Here is a 16,061-nt window from a genome sequence, read left to right as displayed (position 1 = left end):
TCATACCCCCGTTTCCCGTTTATAAAATTGCTTAAACGCCGCCCTGACCTTTAAATTCTTTTTCCCTCCGTCCTTGTAAGGCTCAAACCATTTTCCGCCGGCATAGGGATTTTCGCCCTTATCAAAATTATATTCAGGGTGAAAATACAGCCGTCGGGCGTAGGGTCCCTCAACGCAGACGAATACCTTACCTATTTTACTTTGTGTCGAATCGATAAAATGCTTTTCGTTCTGTAATGTTCCGGCGGTTGTCTTGCCCGCCGCTTTTTCTTTTTCCGTCGGCACGTCGAACGGTATCGTCTGCGATTGCACAACATCGGTGTGGATAAATTCGGCAGTTTTTTCAAGAGCCGTTATCTGCGCGCGTTCAAGCTGTTTAATAGCTGTTTCATTCAGCTTTATATTACAGCTTACATTTTTTTGCATTATATCAGATCCAATCTTGTATAATTTACGGATCCGTCAGGATTTCTCGCCTTTTGTCCTTTAAAAATACGCCTTAAACTTCCGTTTACCGTTACCGTACCGCCTGTTATATTCGGTATTTCAGGCGCTATATCGCCGGTGAAAAGAACTGTACCGGAAAGTTGTATAAGCTTTTTTTCAGCGGTGAGAATTGTTTGGCCGCTATCCTGATAATTGCACATTTCTTTTATAACAACGCTTTTATTCGGCTCTCCGTATTTATTAAGCCCTTCCTGTTCTATTTCAACGATAACGGGAGTTCTGCACAGTCTTTTCGGCACAAGACACGGATATTTCAATTTAATCACCTCATCAATCTGCAGCACAGACCTGTCTGGGACAGCAGCGCGTAAACATCGCTCCTTATTGCTACCCCTTTATCCGTGTAAACGTTCCACGAGTTTCCAAACTGAGCCGATACCCCGTTGATACTATAGCCGGAAAGTATACTACCGATTTCGTCGTCATTTTCATATTCAAAATCCGCTTGCAGACAAACCACTTCGCGGATAATGCTCTGCTGAAAAGGCGTAAGCTCAGAAAATCCCCGGCCCACTATCCTGTTGTAGGTCAGGGAATCAACGTGTCTTGACGCAAAACCGAGGTATTTATTACGAGATTCTTCCGGTATTGTCGTACCGCCGTAGATGTCGGCATAATATGCGCTGTCTGCGTACATCATTTGTTTTCCTTTTTAGACGGCTTCGTTTCACGTTCGGTTTTCAGCTTTTCAAGCTCTGATCTTACCTTTTCATATTCGCTGAACGGTACGCTTTTGCCTTTGCCGTAGGAAACTATATTTCCGTCTTCGTCTTGTATATCAAAGCCGCGGCTTATGTACGACTGCTTTTCCTGTTCGGTTATATCGTATACCTTGTTTCCTTTTATCGCTTTCATTTTATCATCTCCTTATACGCTTTCCTGTTCCGTATTCTCTTCCTCAACAGTTGCCGGCTCTACGTTCATTGCACAACCGTCTTTTTTCATCTCAAGCAAAAACAGATCCCCGTAATTGCGGTTCTGATACAAATAACCGTCTGCGGTCCTGCTGTCTGTTCCAGGAGTAAAAAGCTTGATATAGCTGTACTTATCCCTACAAACAACGCAGGATGGATGAATAAGAATAAAGTTTATTTGTCTTGCCCCGTCTGCCGGAGTACAGCCGTCCGTAAAATTGTACTGCGTTTTCATTCTGGCGGATGGAACGCTTTTTATTTCAACGTTATCAAGACTATGCACCCGCCTGTCAATTCCCGACTGGCTGCTCACATCGATATTACGCTGAATACCTTCCGCGCGTTTAAGAAGCTTTTTGACAGTCGGAGTTGCGTACAGAATTCTGCCCTCCTCCGGCACTGCCGCCTCGTCCATTGCGGTCATCATATCGTCAAATTTATCAAGTATATTAGCCGCTGTCAAAACGGTAGCGTCGATATTTCCGCCGTAAGTTGTAAGCTCCGCAAAAAGCTTAGAAAAACGATAGCTGTCCTTTTCGGGAATAGCACGCTCAGTCTCAAATGTGTTCTGAATATTTGCAACTGAAAGCGTGAGATTAGTTTCGTCGATATCCATCGGATCGATGAAAAACTCTATATCTCTGTCATGTTCAAGCTTTTTAGGCTCCCAATCGTTTGACATAGTACCGGAATTAAAGCCCGGCGTTCTCGAGTGATCCTTGTAACCGCTAAGCGTCATTCTTGGAAGCTTGATAGTCTGAGCATTGATAAACTGCACCTGCATATTGCTCTTAGTCAGTGCGTCTGAGCAAAGCTCCTTTGAATATTTCTCCTGAAGCAAGCCTGTAAAGGTCGTCGCGTAATCATATACTGCCATTTATATCATCCTTTCTTGTATTAAAGCCCGAACGCCGCTTTAAGAGCTTCATTGTTCGCGTTATTGTCTCCGGAATCTCCATCGGCTCCGAATTTAAAGCCTTTAGCTCCGCCGGCCTGCGGCTTTAACTGGGGTATGTCTTCTAATACCTTTGCTATAGCGTTTTTCAACGCCTCCTGATTGAGCTTTCCATCTTCTCCGGTAACTCCGCTCATATCCGCCATTTTAAGAATATACGGCGCTGTCTTTACGTCAATTCCCATTGTAATGGCTTCCAGAGTGCCGGCTCGCTGAATCTCTGCCGTCAAGGCGGCTTTCTGCGCCTGTGCAAGCTGCGACTGGATTTCATTCAAATCGGGAGTGTTCTTTGCCTTTTCCTCCTTATATACGTTAATCGCGGCTGACATTTCCTCCTGAGACAATCCCTGACGTTTAAAATAATTTCTGAGTATTTCCGATTCCTTCTGTTCTGTGCCGTTTGCAACAATTTCGGCGATTTTGCCATAGTCAATTTCGCGGGCAGGAACGGACTGCGGATCGGAATTGCCGGCATTTTGATTCTGCCCTTGATTCTGATTGTTTACGTTAGCTTCTTCTGCCATAACATTACCTCCAAAAAATATTTAAGCAGTTTTATGCCGTGCTCGGGGCGCGGAGCGTTGACGTACGCTTCGGACGAGATATGCGGATCACCTCCTTTCACTGTCTGCCTATAAGCTTGCGTTTCATATGCTATCACCCCCAAATAGGTATAAAAATAACGCTCCGGCTATTGCCGAAACGCTTAACAAGCTATTTTCTTAACATTCGTTACTTCTATGAAGCTTTTTATCTGGTCGTAACCCCAGCCGCAATTAATCAAAGACGATACGAGCATTTCCATGCTTTCTATATCTCTGAGCTGTTCCGCTGTAAAACAATCGCGGAGATTATCTTTTTTGGGAATACCGTAATGCTCTCTCAGCTTATTGGCGTTCATGCCGAACAAAACCTTGTAAATGCAGTTTGTATATGTCGAATACGCATGACCGTGCATTCTTTCGTTTTCAGTAGACTGCTGCAAGGCTTTCGTGAGCGACTGCCTGACTGCGATCCCCTTTTCTCGTTCTATAAGCTTGCCCTTAAGAATATTTTCCATGACTTCAAACTGATTTATATAAGCCTCTTTAAAAGCGTCAGCTTTTTTGCCTGTGTAGCCCATTACCAAAAATGAGAATCCATTTTTTGTCATGTAATAGCACGGCTGTTTACGGCCTTGCTCATTAATGTATGTCGACTCCGCAAAATTGCGGAGTCGGAATTTGTCTGAACAGCCAAGATTACGAATAGATTTCAGCACATCATCATGACGTTTCTCAAACGTCTCCGCTACATCAAGACTGCTTACAACAGTTACTTCCTGCTTGTTGATTTTCGATACTTCTACTAACATAGTAATAATCCTTTCAGTTATTTTATTTTTGGGTATAAAAATAGCGCATACCTTTAGGCATACGCTGATTTGTATTAAATTGTGATATAACTAAACCGCCTTATCAAGGCGGCTATAACAACTTTAAATCTTCTTCACTGCAATTAAAAAGTGGAAAATCTCCTCCATAACCGTCTTTGCGTTTTCCTTTGATGTCACTTTCAACAGTTATTACTGTTTTGCTTCCGGTTTTTACGATATCAACTATTGTACCGGGGAGATTCTTCGATTTTATTATAACTTTATCATATAAATTAAACAATAATATCAATCCTCTCTATGACCGGTTATCAACCGTGGTTTACTTTCTGGAGTATCTTTTCTCCAAACAATTCGGAATCTTTTCTTATTATTAACACCGAGATACATAAATGTGCTGAAATCCTCTGTTCCATCCTCATTCTTTTTTATATCTAAGACTTTTGAATTATCAAACTCCGAAGTGATATCATTGAAAAGGCGTTCATAATCATTCTCATTGTATCCTACATCAAAAAATTCCTTGGAATGTTTTGCGCCTGGTTTTAATAGAAATTTATTGATTTTATCGGGATGAATTTCAATTCTTTCACTTGCCTTTATTATACCACTTCTACTTGAATTGTCAATATAATTTTCCGCCGTTTTTTTCCACTCGTCAGCTTTTTTACCGTACATGCGCCTATTGTCTTCATCAAGAAAATTTTCGGACATTCTTCTGAACTTTTCCGACTGATTTTCGGCATACCTTCGTTTCTGTTCGGCGTTGTACTGTTCTATAAGCTCCCGCCGTTCTGATTCTGTATAAGGTTTACCCTCGTCAGAAATACCCTCAAAATACGTCGTATGACCGTCCTTACATCTCGGATGGTAAAGTCCCTTTGCTATAGCTGTACTCATAAGCATATGCTTTCCGTCCGGTCTGCCCCCGCTCCATACATCGTCGATAAGTACTTTGCCTACAAACGGAGCGCACATAGGGCACGGATTGCCGCGCTTATTCATAATAACAAGGCTCTCGCCCCATTCCCTGCGCATTTCCCCTTCTCCGGTCAAATACGCCCTTTTGCCTGCGGTTGACAACGACATAGATATATAATCACGAATGCCGTGTCTCGCTCCGTTCTTGTATTCAATACAGTTTATTCCGGCTCTTAGAAAATCCTTTGCCGCCATGTCAACAGCCTTTTCATATGTTCCCGCCCCGCTTGCCGCATAAACCTGAGCGTTAAATACGATCTTTCGATACTGATCGTTTGCCATACGAAGCACGGCATGCTCGGCGCGTTCAGCGTCGTTAACGGTCGCCCTTATCAAAGCGTCCATTTTACGGGTATTCATTTTTATGAATTCTGCTGACGTTTCAGCATGGCCGCTGAATATATGTTTCGGCTTATAACCCTTTTTAATAGCTTCCAGTATTTTTATTTCCTGATTTGCCGATCCGTCGGCTCTCTCCTGTCTGATAAATTCATCTATTCTCGCATTAAGAGAAGCAAATTCCTTGGAAAATTTCTTTTTATTCTTCCGGCGGTATTCTTCCATAACCTTCAGTTGAATGGTCTGCCACATTTCCCAGTTATAGCCCTCCTTTGTTTCTTCCGCGCGGTGACGTTTAAAGTTGCGGAACATAGACGAAATCAATTCATTCTCAATACGGGCAAAAGCTTCGCTGATATCGTAATCAGGCATATTTTTTATACCTCCGGTTCAATCGTTTCAGAATCAAACGTATCGTCATTAATCAGAGTTTCGTCAATCTGCGCTATGCCCTGCTCTTCCTTAAGTCTTTGTATCTCTTCCGCTTTCCATTGCTTGTCCTTACTGTCCCCGTACAGTTCCTCAACGCTTGCCTCGATACTCATAATACCTCCCTGCTTGGCCTTTGATACCGTTTCAACCTGAGATTCAAACGAAGGGTTAGCATATTCTCCGAACGGAATACTGACTTCGACTTCCTCCGGAGCTTTTCCCAGAGACATAATATACGCGTTTATACAGGCGGCCGCTAATTTAGGAAGCTGCTCCTGCATAGCTTCAACTATAGCGTTTCTTGTATAAAGAGTCGCCTTTTCTTTTTCTCTCTGCGCCTCTGCGTTATCAAGCTTTTTTACGTCGATTCCTAATGTCGAGGGGCTTATAATCCCCTGCAAGCACAAATCAAGCGCGGTTACATAGCTTGCAAGATAGCTGTCGTGGGGAATGTCGGGCTGCTTTACTTCAATACACGGTCTTCCGTCCTCGGCAAACGCGCTTGCGGTCTGAATAAATCTGTTGTCAAACGGGTTTGGTTTCAACAGCGTTCCGTTATTCTCATTTTTCGGGATCATATCCTCCGGTATATAAGTTTTCGACCTTCCGGCACGCAGCGCGTCCATCCACTGCGACCATACCTCGTCAAAGGCGTCGAAGCTGTCCAGCTTACCGTCGAAAATACTTCCGCCTCTGTTTTTATATTTTGCGCTTTCAAATATTTTAAAGGGTACTGCAAGTATCTGCGACCCATCAAACGCAATAACGGGTTTAAGATCGCTAAGAGCTGAGACTGCGCTCATATCAACGGGCTTACCATCACAGCAGAGCTCGCTTTTTATGTAACCGAAGCCGTAACGCTCACAAAGTATATATTCTCGTCTATGTTCCCTGAAAAGCGTTTTGAATACGACCTCATGAAGTCGGCCGCGTCTGTATACAAGCTCTATTCTTTCGCCCGGATACCATTCAAGCATAGGATATTTGCTTATATCAGAATCCATTGTAATCTTGAAAGCGCCGTCGCCGATAAAAAGGAGCTCTCTTAAATTTGCTTCAAGATTTTTTCGGAAGCTGTTTTCATTTTCGATATTGTTCCATATATCTCCATGCGCGGGTTTTTTAAACTCAAAGTCGTTCATATCTGAAAGAGTAACCGAAACAAGCGTTTTGACGATCAACGACGGAAGTCCTGTATGTATTTTACGCATTTCCATTCCACGCGAGCATTTAGACGCCCAAAATTTATATTTATCGGCATATTCTGAAACGCTGCCGTAAAGCTGTTCAAGCTCGTTTCCGTCTCCTCTGTACCATATCCGGTTACGGATAGCGTTTACTTCAAAGTCCATAACCTCGTTTATCTGTATGCTGTAGGGATTTGCGGGCATAACGTTTAGCCAGCTTCGCAGCCCCCGCTTTATATTCTCACTCAATTTCTGTATTACACCCACCTTTTCACGCTCCTAACAAATACATAGTTTCCGCAACCCCCGTTGTCGCGTCGGGCGCGTCGTCGTGACGGTTGTCTCCGTCGCGCTGATATTTTATCATTGCGCTGTAATAATCCGGCCATTTGTCTTTCCAGTTCTGCGGAAAATATACATGCTCCATTACCCATGTGGAATTCGAAATGATTCTCGCTTTCTTATTTTTCGATTGATGGAACCATTTTACAACGGTCTGATTGCTTGAAAATTGTTCCCGCAATATGCGTATAACGTTTCTTGCGAAGCCTGAACCGCCGTTATTACTTTCTATCCTCGCCTTGTTTACCTTAAATTCAAAAAATCTGCCCGCAGTTTCTTTTTCTGTTATTTCCATTCCTTGCTGAGTATAATAAACATCAAGTATATACGCCTCTTTCATATACGCGCCCCAGATTACACAACACAAATAATCGCTTCCTTCGTCCGCCGTATCAGTGTAGCTGTATATTCCCTCTAAAAGGCTTCTTCCGCCGCTGTCCTGCGGCAGCTTATTATAGGTTTTAAAGCTTGTATACAGTCGGCCCTTGATATCTATCGGTTCCTGTTGATAATTGGCCGACGCTATATCGGCGCCCATAGCCTTGATTTTAGACATATACGACTTGTATGACAAAACCTCAGGACAAAGCATAGAACCATCGTCCTGCAACGCTTTCATGTAGATATGACGGACTTTAGCTCCTGATTCATAAAAATGCTCCAAAGCGCGGCCCGCTAAATCATCCGAAGCCCAGCGCGTCATAATTATTATAATTTTTCCGCCCTCCTCCAATCGGGAAAGCATAGTATCTGTAAACCATGCCCAGTGCTTTTCCTTTGTCAGTTCGTTATTTGCCTCCTCGGCATTTTTTATAAGGTCGTCGATAATGAGCAGCGTTGCGCCGAATCCCGTCGCCGTACCGGTCGGAGAAGTTGCAAGATAATTATTATATCCGCCCTCCAAGCTCCATAAATTCATTGCTCCGTCGCCGCGCTTAATCGATACTCCGGGAAACACGTCGGAAAAAACGGGTTTATGTACATCGGCTTTAGCCTCCATTATGTCGTTACGAACGTTTTTAGAAAACATAGTTGAAAGCGTTTCGTTATATGAGCCCGTCATGATCTTTTGATTTTTATCGTTTCCCAGCACCCACTCAACCAGCAGTCCGGCAGTCCGAGACTTGCCATGTCGGGGCGGCTCGTTTACGATCATTACTTCGTCGTCAGACTGTATAAAATCCTGGAACTCATTACAAAGATCAACCAAATATCGTCTATCTGCTTTGTAGAAGTCAGGAGCCTTTAAATTACAGTAAGCAAAAAAGTCGCGCCTTGCAAGCTCGATTTTTGCTCCGAGCTTTATCAATTCTCTATCCACTGCCGATCAGCTTCTTTAATTCCTCTGTAGTCAGACCGGCATAAGGGTTTTTAGAATTAATCTCACCCGACAATTCAAGCTTACCGGTATATTCTCCGTCCATTTTATTCAGAGTATCTATCGCCTTGATTCTTGCCTCCGTTTTTTCATTACCGTCAGCCGCTATATCGCTTAATACAATCATGCGGTCCTTTCTTTTCATAATGGCGTTATCCTTAGCCTCTTCCTGAAGCTCGCTATACCTTACCAAAACCTTACCATCTGAAAACAAAGCGCTTGCTTTTACATCGACGGTTGTATCTTTCCATTTCTGTGAAGCAGGAAATGCCTCGCGGTAAGCCTTTCTCTGGCTCATTCCCCGGATGAGGCACTGCACAAATTTCTCATGTCTTGCATTTTCTAATACAGCCATTACAGGCTCACCTTCCTTTCGTTGGAAAGCCCTGACAAAGAGCTCATCCATGTTAAATATTAATAAAGTGTTAACATTTTGTTAATGAATGGTAAATTTCACAAATTTACATTGACTTTATGAATTTTATATATTAAAATATAACCATAATATTTTATTAGGAGAGTTTTTTATGAAAAAATTTAAAAGAATCATTGCCGCTTTAACTTCTTTGGTTTCAGTTGTTTCATTATACGGCGTTTTTTCGGTTTCAGCGTCAGCATCAACAAGATATGATACGTATGCATATGTCTTTTATTCTCCCGTTGATACATATATTAAATTACTACATGGGTCTTCTGATTTTTATTCTAATAGTGACTGTATTTATTTATGGTCAAAAAACGGAAGCTTAGGTGGACAATTTTCAGTTGAAACCATGCATTTAGGATCTGAGCAAAAATCAAACTTTTATTATGAAAACAGCAGCCCAAATTCTAAAGCAGGAATAATGGGTTCTGCTGTTTATAAAGTACCGCAAGGCAAATCTTCTTTTAACGTTGATATAATTTCCCTGATAAACGACAGGAACAATTCGCTTGACGTCAAATCAGTAAGTGTTAATAAGCTCCTTATGGGAGATGTAAACCTTGACGGAAGAGTAAATAACGATGATGTTACACTTCTCAATAAATATATTTCAGGCACAGTAATATTTAATGAAACTCAAATAATAGCTGCTGATGTAACAAACAATGGGGAAATCGATTTTAATGACTATTCATGTATTATAAGGTATGTGACAGGAAATAGCAATATTGTTGTTGAAGAATAATATAAAAAGCATAATAATCAAGTAATATGATTATTATGCTTTTTACTATTTATAACAAGGTTTAATTACATATTCACGGAAAAGCGAACCGGACGCTTTCACGCCCGGAAAGCCTACTGTTTTTTCCGTTGGCTTTTATTTTGGTTTTTGCCATCATAATAATAACATTTTTTATTACGGAATAAAAGGGTATTTCCGGGTGTTTTCGGGTTTATTTAAAAATATAATTTCAAATTCTTTAAGTGCATTTGGATGCAATACTTTTCTTGTATAATCAGAATCCTTACCAATATTTTCAGCAACATCCTCCCAAGGCAACCCGTTGATGTAGTAATCACGTAATAGCGCGGAATATGTGTTATTCGGCATACTATAAATTTCGCAACTTATTTTGATTTTCAGTTGCTCCGCCTTTTCCTTCAATGTTTTAACATCAGTTTCATAATCCACAGCCCGCTCAGCATTGCTTGCTACCTTTTGGGAAATAGCTCCATTATGCTGAGGCGGCAATTCGTTGTATGCAGTCGTTATACTTGTAGCCCTCTCTTCACATTGTTCTATAGACCGCTTTAATGATGCTATTTTTTTATCGATGTCTCGTATCTGCAATAAATACTCTTTAGTTTCATCAAGATTCACGCCCTTACCTCCTCGATCCTGAAAATATCAAGCCTTTTACCCGCTCTGATTATGTACCTTCTGGCGGCTCTTGCAGAATCGAACTCCAAGTACCCGTTATCGAGCGTTCCGAGGTAACGGCTGGTCAGCTTATTAAATACACGGTATTTTTTAATCATATCAGTCTCCTTGACCTAAAGTTATATTTTATATCGTCTATTCTGTCAAAGTTACTGGACTGTCCCGGTCTGCCCTGCGGCAGCTTCGCCGCATGCAAAGCTTTTGTCTCTTCCTTTGTCGCTGATCCGTTAAAATGACAATCGTCCTCATAAGGGCATCTGCCGTTTAAGCAATCGTAAGGCGGATTGCATTTCGGTTTACAATACGGCACTGCTTTTACCCTCTGTACTTTTTAAACAAGCCTTTTTGCGGTATTTACAATCGCCGCATAAATGCTTATCGCGGCATAGTTCAATCGCTCTGTCATTAGCGGCGTCAAACTCTTCTTTAGTTTTATAAAACTTACAAATTTTTGTTTGTTTTAAACCGTCACATTCCTCACTAAGTAGATCGCATTTATATTCGCTGTCGCCAAAACCCGTTTTTGCAAATACGCATCTTTCCTTTTCGACGTTAAAATTCATTACTCTTTCCTCCTGAAATTTCCTCAATGCTTAAATCCGTGATATCCGCGCTTACATCACAAACATCCATTAAAACGCTTTTAACCAACGACTTCATATCCTCCGGTTTGTCCGTTTCAGCCGTAAGCTGAATCTGCGCCGTTGCTCTGACTATGTAGGTTTTCATTTCATTCGCTCCAATCTATTGCCTGACCGCATTTCGGACAATAATCATATTTTTCATAATCTATTTCATAGCTGCTGTCGCAGTTAGGGCAATCGTACATGTCGTATATCAGATTGTCGTCATCGTCATAACCGTCACCGTAAATATTCGGCTTTTTCGGTATCTGCTTTTCGATCGCCTCGGCAGCATACTTTAAGATTTCTTCTTTACTCATTTTCTTCGTCCTCCTCATACATATCAAGGTTTTCATTTATGTAAAATGGCTTGGACGTAAATTTAATACTTAAATGATTTTTCTCAGGTATAGAAATAATCATTGTGCAGTTATTTAAAACTGCAACTTCTGTATCTCCCACTTCCATACTCTGCCCTTTGTGTTTTTCCACGTACTTTTCGTAAAACATCCTCAATGCCTTATCTTCGTTAATCATTTTCTTCTCCTTCCAACAGTTCGGGGTTGTCAAATTTATTGCCTACTAATTTAGCGTAATAACAACAGTGGGATTTGTACACACCGTGTGTTTGACTGCTTCTATAAGTATATATTTTTTCAGTAATTATCTCGGGACCTTCTTCTAATCTATAATTTCGAAACAATTCTGTCATGTAAAATGAACCAGCAAACCACTCTATGAGCATTGTTTTAATCAATGCGCCATTATGATTATGTTTTGTTTTATTATAAAAATAAAACTCAACAATATCCCCCTCAAAAATCTTCCTGCCGTATTCATCCTTCATGCCCGTATACTGTCCGACTGTTTCGGGAATGACCGGATAACAGTTAACATCGCCTATAGGGCAAATATTTGGTCTTTCGTATTTGTTTGCAAGCAAATCTCCAGCAAGCCACGCGCCGTTATACCGCTTACCTCTGAATAATATCGCCCTCATCGGCTGCCTCCGTTCTAACCTTTTCCTTTTCATAATTAGCGCATTTAAACAAGCTTTCAGCAAAATTCAAACCCGCTTGAATACCGTCGTAATATTTTTTGAGTCCATATAAATCACGGTCGTAATCATACTCCTTTCGACGACGATAAGCTTCAATCGCTTCTAACGCTTTGTCAGTATCAATATTTTTTGCCTTATACATAGATTACCTCCTAATTTTTTATCCTCCCTGACTTTCATTAACAGCCGAATAGCTGTCGTTCGTTATTTCAATCTCCGTTCTTGGATTTTTCTTATCCACCTTGCCGCACAGTCTCAGGTCAATGTTGCTGAAGCTGTCGTCGGCAATAATACCCGCCTTTACAAGTCCGTCCAGTATAAACTTCCCGCTGTAGTTGTCGGGATCCCGCCGTATTTTATTTCCAAAAAAATATGTAAGGGTAACAACGGCCTTTTCAAGCGGTTTTTCCGGTTTAGGCCTGCATTTAAGCGATATAAGCTTCGCCCAGTACTTTTTCTTTTCCTGATACTCCCATTTATTTGTCCTCCCGATAAATTTGTTATTGCTCGGAGGTATCTCGTTTATCGTGTATTTCATTCCTGTATTTCTCCATAAGCACGCCGTTCCAACAACCGCGCTTGAAATAATTGCTTTTTTCAGTAGTCACTTTTTGGCCTATTTCACATAAGGCCAGTGAATTTCCGCCAAGCTCGCATTCATGACATGCCACCCATTGAAATCTTCCGTAAATATAGCTATTCATATTCGCCGCCGAAATCATTTACAAAGGCTTTTAAATCCTCCAAATTATAGCTGTGCTCTTGTTCAGGCAGATTTTTAGAGCGATTATCATAATTGCCGTCCAGAACCTTTGCCATATTGGTATCCTTTATAAGCCAGTCGAAAGTAGCCCGCCAATCGCATTTAATTTTTCCTTTTAAGAAATCACTGGATTCTGCTTTTTTAAACAGTCTTTCAAAATCTTTTAGATTATATTTTTTCAGGCTTGCTTTAACAGCTTTCTTTCTGGCTTCTGAATATTGGGTTATTCTGGGATACGACCTGCATATCCGATTATATAATTCAAATATTAACATACAGTTATCCTGGGGAGCGGCAGGTGTAGGCGGTACGCCGTCTTCTTTACTTTCCTTTACTTTACTCTTCTTTACTTTACTTTCCTTTACTTTACTTTGTTTTATTATCGGCTGATTAACTTCAACTATCGGCTGATTTTGGCTTAAAATCGGTTGATTTTCAAATAATTGCAAAATAGAATTCCTTGAAGACAGCTTTTTCATTTTTTCAAAATCTAAAAGCCAGTAATCAAGATTTATATCAACCGCTTTTCGCTCTACAGTAGCTTGATAAAATTGCTCCTGAATACGCTTAGACGATAATATTCCGGATTTAAATAGGTCGCCGCTAAATAGTTCACACGCCACTAAACCCTCGATTATTGCCATTACGGTTTCCGGAGTAGGAGGATACTTTCCTCTTATAATTCCAAGTATCTTCCATACTACGCGATTTTTAGTTTTCTCATCTCCATAATCAATATAATAGCCTTTGCCTCCATAAATTAGGTCAAGAAGAGTAAGCCATACATCAATCGCTACGGAGCCATATTCCATACGTAAATCCGATAATTTTTCATCATTTGTCATTCCGATAAAGTGAGAATAATAATCAATCCCCTCTTTGTTGAACGCCAACTTATCACCTCATTTCAAGATAAAGCACAAAGCTAAAACGGAACTTCTCCGTCGCTTAAAATTTCCTCGAAGTCCTCTAAACCGCCTATTGCCGCCGATTCCTGATTAGCCGTACTTACCGCCGATTTAGGCGGATCGGCGAAGGCATAACCCGCTGCGGAAGCGCTGACGTTGTCTGAGGAATTTTTGAGTGCAAATCCGACATTGTCAGCCTGAACGTCCATAGTATAATGCTTAACTCCGTTTGAATCGGTATAGTTATTGTTCCTCATGCTGCCTATTACTGTTATCGGGCTGCCTTTCTGAAAATATTTGCAGATAAATTCTGCCGTTTGCCTCCATGCAACGACATTTATAAAATCCGCTTCCTGTTCCTTATCCTTTTGATACGGACGATTTACAGCAATGCATATCCGGCAGTTGCTAATTCCCGATTGAGTTGTTTTCAGCTCCGGATCGGCTGTTAGCCGTCCGGATAAGCTGACTAAATTATATACGTTCATTACGGTTCCTTTCTATCATTTTAAAAACAATTCTTTCAAATTCAAATCTTTCCTCATCCGACAGTATCAAAGCTTTTACTTTCTTTTTGTAAGCGTCGTAAAGCGGCCTTATCTTCGGATGGTTTATGTTTATTTTGTAACCGTACCTGTTGGACGGATTGTATAAAGAATCGTTCATTCGAGAAGCTCAATAATACGGGCGCCGGTTTCAGATTTTTCACAGAATAAAAATTCCGTACCATAACCTATATGTATATCTATCATTCTTTTCATAAGCGTTTTCCCGGTCATGGCTTTGGGCCTGTATAACTTCGATTTAGAATCAAGCATGGGGTTTTCCCAGAACTGAACATCAGTAAGCTTCATTATGCCTTTTCCGTGTTCACAGAGAACGATCAATTTTATTCCGTATTTTCTTGCCCTTGAAGCTTCACGCATAAATCTGCTTCTATCCGATCCTAAATCCATAACCAATTCCGAAAGATCCTTTTTTGTATCAATAGATACGGATTGATCCGTTATTTTTACATAGTCTCCAACGAACAACGCCTGACGTATCAGTTCAATCCCTCTGCTTTTAAGATATTGGGCAATATTTTCATGCTTTCCCATCTGCTGACGGGTATCTTCAAATATAGCTTTAATCATTGATTTCTCCTGTTTGTATAATCTCAGGTTTTCTTATTATCTTGCTTGATCTGCAATAAGAACATATTTCGCATCGTTCTCCGTCGATCAGTCCGTCTTTTATTGCCTGATACATCGGAGCGGTCTCTTCAACGATGTCCAAAATGTTACGCAGGTATCCATTATCAAATTCGATCCACGCAACATCAGGTACATCCTCCTTTGTCGCTGCAAGCAATGAAAATGTTGTTGCTTTCCCAAACGTTTGGCAGGCCAGTTCGCTATATATTGCAGCCTGATAATGATATCCCCATGCTTCCCACCATGATACGCGGCGGCCTTCGTCGGCGCTGTATGTATCTTTAAAATCCTTCATACATTTTGTATCAAAAATTTCGCCGGTCTCAGGGTCGTAAAGGTCGAGAAGGCCTCGGAATTTCACGCCGGATATAACGCCTGTAACAAGAACTTGTTTTTTACAGCGTTTAACAATATCGCAAAATATTCGTTGTCTGTTAAAAGATTCTGCCGCATTAACAACTTTTTGATAGTTAGATTTTACATTGCCCTTCGTTTTTCCCTGAGACGATATGATTTCGGGGTGCTGCATGTAAAAGAGCTCTTCATTGCCGCTTACAATCGCCTCAAACATATGACCCTCGGTATAAGAATCTTTATTTTCCGGTTTTATCTCTCCGTTAATTTCGGCCATAATGGCTGCAGGGCATTTCATAAACGCTTTGAATTGCGACGTTGACATATATTCCTTTGCAGCTTCGTTTGAAAAATAGTTATCCGTTGTCAGCTTCATCCTGTTTAACCCCGCTTTCCGCATTTTTACGCTTTGTTGAGCATTCGGAGCATAGTGTAACTCCGTAACGCTTCTGTGTAATCGCTGCTATCTGTACCGCCGAAAACTTATCAAAGTCAGTTATTGTTTTACCACAGTCGGCACATTTATATACAGTACCTTTCGGTTCAGGTGGACGTTTAGCACGAACACGGAGTGCTTCAACCACATCACCGAAGGCTTTAACCTTTTCTATTCCTATCTGTATACGTTTCCCCGCCCATTCTTCGATTAGCGGTGTCCCGTAAAGCTTTGAAATTGTCTTGCAGTTTGTTACGTTCAATATCATCGGCTTTGCACCCTTATCGCTGAAGTGGCAAACTATGCAATCTTCTTTTTTTCCATCTGTTCCGATAACCTTTTCCTGGCGAACATATGCAATGGTTAAAATCAAATCCTTGCCGTCCTCAATGGAATATGCTCCAAGATAATCCGGATTGGTTAGTTTTTTCCAATGTGTCATTTTC

At 41.0% G+C, this 16,061-nt stretch carries 29 protein-coding genes; 1 reads left to right on the top strand and 28 read right to left on the bottom strand.

Features of this window, described 5'->3' with window-relative positions; all coding sequences use genetic code 11:
- The 11 genes from ACYQ0N_RS02395 to ACYQ0N_RS02345 all read right to left on the bottom strand — a co-directional run bounded on the left by ACYQ0N_RS02395 (position 1) and on the right by ACYQ0N_RS02345 (position 8,762).
- Positions 1-426 carry a hypothetical protein gene (locus tag ACYQ0N_RS02395; protein ID WP_460161756.1) on the bottom strand — a complete coding sequence of 142 codons (426 nt, stop codon included), beginning with the start codon at positions 424-426 and terminating at the stop codon, positions 1-3.
- Positions 426-764: a hypothetical protein gene (locus tag ACYQ0N_RS02390; protein WP_460161755.1), complete on the bottom strand. Its 339-nt coding sequence runs from the start codon at positions 762-764 to the stop codon at positions 426-428. Before ACYQ0N_RS02390 ends, ACYQ0N_RS02395 begins: the two co-directional genes overlap by 1 nt.
- Before the next feature lie 5 nt (positions 765-769).
- A complete protein-coding gene (locus ACYQ0N_RS02385; protein WP_460161754.1) occupies positions 770-1,147 on the bottom strand; it encodes a head-tail connector protein in 378 nt (125 codons plus the stop codon).
- Positions 1,144-1,362 carry a hypothetical protein gene (locus ACYQ0N_RS02380; RefSeq protein WP_460161753.1) on the bottom strand — a complete coding sequence of 73 codons (219 nt, stop codon included), beginning with the start codon at positions 1,360-1,362 and terminating at the stop codon, positions 1,144-1,146. Before ACYQ0N_RS02380 ends, ACYQ0N_RS02385 begins: the two co-directional genes overlap by 4 nt.
- Before the next feature lie 12 nt (positions 1,363-1,374).
- Positions 1,375-2,298, bottom strand: coding sequence for a capsid protein (locus ACYQ0N_RS02375; RefSeq protein ID WP_177531774.1), 924 nt, complete (start codon positions 2,296-2,298; stop codon positions 1,375-1,377).
- Between the two features lie 20 nt (positions 2,299-2,318).
- On the bottom strand, positions 2,319-2,900 hold the full coding sequence (locus tag ACYQ0N_RS02370; protein ID WP_177531775.1) for a hypothetical protein: 582 nt from the start codon (positions 2,898-2,900) through the stop codon (positions 2,319-2,321).
- Positions 2,901-3,082: 182 nt separating this feature from the next.
- Positions 3,083-3,730, bottom strand: a complete 648-nt coding sequence (locus ACYQ0N_RS02365) for a Rha family transcriptional regulator (RefSeq protein ID WP_460161752.1) — start codon at positions 3,728-3,730, stop codon at positions 3,083-3,085.
- Between the two features lie 306 nt (positions 3,731-4,036).
- The gene (locus ACYQ0N_RS02360; protein WP_460161751.1) at positions 4,037-5,440 is read right to left on the bottom strand and encodes a phage minor capsid protein; all 1,404 of its coding nucleotides are present in this window, start codon (positions 5,438-5,440) and stop codon (positions 4,037-4,039) included.
- 5 nt (positions 5,441-5,445) lie between these two features.
- Positions 5,446-6,954 (bottom strand): capsid protein, encoded by a 1,509-nt coding sequence (locus ACYQ0N_RS02355; RefSeq protein ID WP_460161750.1) that lies wholly within the window; start codon positions 6,952-6,954, stop codon positions 5,446-5,448.
- A 4-nt stretch (positions 6,955-6,958) separates the two neighbouring features.
- A complete protein-coding gene (gene terL, locus ACYQ0N_RS02350) occupies positions 6,959-8,350 on the bottom strand; it encodes a phage terminase large subunit (protein ID WP_460161749.1) in 1,392 nt (463 codons plus the stop codon).
- Entirely contained in the window at positions 8,343-8,762 is a 420-nt protein-coding gene (locus ACYQ0N_RS02345) for a terminase small subunit (RefSeq protein WP_177533591.1), read from the bottom strand. Before ACYQ0N_RS02345 ends, terL begins: the two co-directional genes overlap by 8 nt.
- A 172-nt stretch (positions 8,763-8,934) precedes the next feature.
- On the opposite strand from ACYQ0N_RS02345, the gene ACYQ0N_RS02340 reads away from it, so the two are divergent.
- Positions 8,935-9,576 (top strand): dockerin type I repeat-containing protein, encoded by a 642-nt coding sequence (locus tag ACYQ0N_RS02340; protein WP_177533590.1) that lies wholly within the window; start codon positions 8,935-8,937, stop codon positions 9,574-9,576.
- A 174-nt stretch (positions 9,577-9,750) separates the two neighbouring features.
- On the opposite strand, the gene ACYQ0N_RS02335 is transcribed toward ACYQ0N_RS02340, so the two are convergent.
- Genes ACYQ0N_RS02335 through ACYQ0N_RS02255 form a run of 17 tightly spaced genes read right to left on the bottom strand, consistent with a single transcriptional unit; the run spans position 9,751 to position 16,057 of the window.
- Positions 9,751-10,215 (bottom strand): hypothetical protein, encoded by a 465-nt coding sequence (locus ACYQ0N_RS02335; RefSeq protein ID WP_460161748.1) that lies wholly within the window; start codon positions 10,213-10,215, stop codon positions 9,751-9,753.
- Positions 10,212-10,373, bottom strand: a complete 162-nt coding sequence (locus tag ACYQ0N_RS02330) for a hypothetical protein (RefSeq protein WP_419069869.1) — start codon at positions 10,371-10,373, stop codon at positions 10,212-10,214. Before ACYQ0N_RS02330 ends, ACYQ0N_RS02335 begins: the two co-directional genes overlap by 4 nt.
- Entirely contained in the window at positions 10,370-10,585 is a 216-nt protein-coding gene (locus tag ACYQ0N_RS02325; protein WP_460161747.1) for a hypothetical protein, read from the bottom strand. Before ACYQ0N_RS02325 ends, ACYQ0N_RS02330 begins: the two co-directional genes overlap by 4 nt.
- Positions 10,572-10,838: a hypothetical protein gene (locus ACYQ0N_RS02320; RefSeq protein WP_460161746.1), complete on the bottom strand. Its 267-nt coding sequence runs from the start codon at positions 10,836-10,838 to the stop codon at positions 10,572-10,574. Before ACYQ0N_RS02320 ends, ACYQ0N_RS02325 begins: the two co-directional genes overlap by 14 nt.
- Positions 10,828-11,004, bottom strand: a complete 177-nt coding sequence (locus ACYQ0N_RS02315) for a hypothetical protein (RefSeq protein WP_460161745.1) — start codon at positions 11,002-11,004, stop codon at positions 10,828-10,830. Before ACYQ0N_RS02315 ends, ACYQ0N_RS02320 begins: the two co-directional genes overlap by 11 nt.
- A 1-nt stretch (position 11,005) precedes the next feature.
- On the bottom strand, positions 11,006-11,218 hold the full coding sequence (locus ACYQ0N_RS02310; RefSeq protein WP_460161744.1) for a hypothetical protein: 213 nt from the start codon (positions 11,216-11,218) through the stop codon (positions 11,006-11,008).
- A complete protein-coding gene (locus ACYQ0N_RS02305) occupies positions 11,211-11,435 on the bottom strand; it encodes a hypothetical protein (RefSeq protein WP_460161743.1) in 225 nt (74 codons plus the stop codon). The genes ACYQ0N_RS02310 and ACYQ0N_RS02305 overlap by 8 nt, the downstream gene beginning before the upstream one ends.
- Complete coding sequence (locus tag ACYQ0N_RS02300) at positions 11,428-11,898, bottom strand: YopX family protein (protein ID WP_460161742.1); 471 nt, start codon at positions 11,896-11,898, stop codon at positions 11,428-11,430. The genes ACYQ0N_RS02305 and ACYQ0N_RS02300 overlap by 8 nt, the downstream gene beginning before the upstream one ends.
- On the bottom strand, positions 11,873-12,100 hold the full coding sequence (locus ACYQ0N_RS02295; RefSeq protein WP_460161741.1) for a hypothetical protein: 228 nt from the start codon (positions 12,098-12,100) through the stop codon (positions 11,873-11,875). The genes ACYQ0N_RS02300 and ACYQ0N_RS02295 overlap by 26 nt, the downstream gene beginning before the upstream one ends.
- 18 nt (positions 12,101-12,118) lie before the next feature.
- Positions 12,119-12,496, bottom strand: a complete 378-nt coding sequence (locus ACYQ0N_RS02290) for a RusA family crossover junction endodeoxyribonuclease (RefSeq protein WP_460161740.1) — start codon at positions 12,494-12,496, stop codon at positions 12,119-12,121.
- Positions 12,459-12,662 (bottom strand): hypothetical protein, encoded by a 204-nt coding sequence (locus tag ACYQ0N_RS02285; RefSeq protein WP_460161739.1) that lies wholly within the window; start codon positions 12,660-12,662, stop codon positions 12,459-12,461. Before ACYQ0N_RS02285 ends, ACYQ0N_RS02290 begins: the two co-directional genes overlap by 38 nt.
- Entirely contained in the window at positions 12,655-13,614 is a 960-nt protein-coding gene (locus ACYQ0N_RS02280) for a DUF4373 domain-containing protein (RefSeq protein ID WP_460161738.1), read from the bottom strand. Before ACYQ0N_RS02280 ends, ACYQ0N_RS02285 begins: the two co-directional genes overlap by 8 nt.
- A gap of 32 nt (positions 13,615-13,646) precedes the next feature.
- Complete coding sequence (locus ACYQ0N_RS02275) at positions 13,647-14,117, bottom strand: single-stranded DNA-binding protein (protein WP_460161737.1); 471 nt, start codon at positions 14,115-14,117, stop codon at positions 13,647-13,649.
- Positions 14,104-14,295, bottom strand: a complete 192-nt coding sequence (locus tag ACYQ0N_RS02270) for a hypothetical protein (RefSeq protein ID WP_460161736.1) — start codon at positions 14,293-14,295, stop codon at positions 14,104-14,106. Before ACYQ0N_RS02270 ends, ACYQ0N_RS02275 begins: the two co-directional genes overlap by 14 nt.
- The gene (locus ACYQ0N_RS02265) at positions 14,292-14,765 is read right to left on the bottom strand and encodes an ERCC4 domain-containing protein (RefSeq protein WP_460161735.1); all 474 of its coding nucleotides are present in this window, start codon (positions 14,763-14,765) and stop codon (positions 14,292-14,294) included. The genes ACYQ0N_RS02270 and ACYQ0N_RS02265 overlap by 4 nt, the downstream gene beginning before the upstream one ends.
- Positions 14,758-15,555 (bottom strand): PD-(D/E)XK nuclease-like domain-containing protein, encoded by a 798-nt coding sequence (locus ACYQ0N_RS02260; RefSeq protein ID WP_460161734.1) that lies wholly within the window; start codon positions 15,553-15,555, stop codon positions 14,758-14,760. The genes ACYQ0N_RS02265 and ACYQ0N_RS02260 overlap by 8 nt, the downstream gene beginning before the upstream one ends.
- Positions 15,536-16,057 carry a hypothetical protein gene (locus ACYQ0N_RS02255; protein ID WP_460161733.1) on the bottom strand — a complete coding sequence of 174 codons (522 nt, stop codon included), beginning with the start codon at positions 16,055-16,057 and terminating at the stop codon, positions 15,536-15,538. Before ACYQ0N_RS02255 ends, ACYQ0N_RS02260 begins: the two co-directional genes overlap by 20 nt.
- Positions 16,058-16,061: the final 4 nt, after the last annotated feature.

This window comes from Ruminococcus sporogenes, from assembly GCF_054655175.1.
Note: the sequence above shows the minus strand (reverse complement) of the source record. Positions and strands in the feature narration are given on the sequence as shown.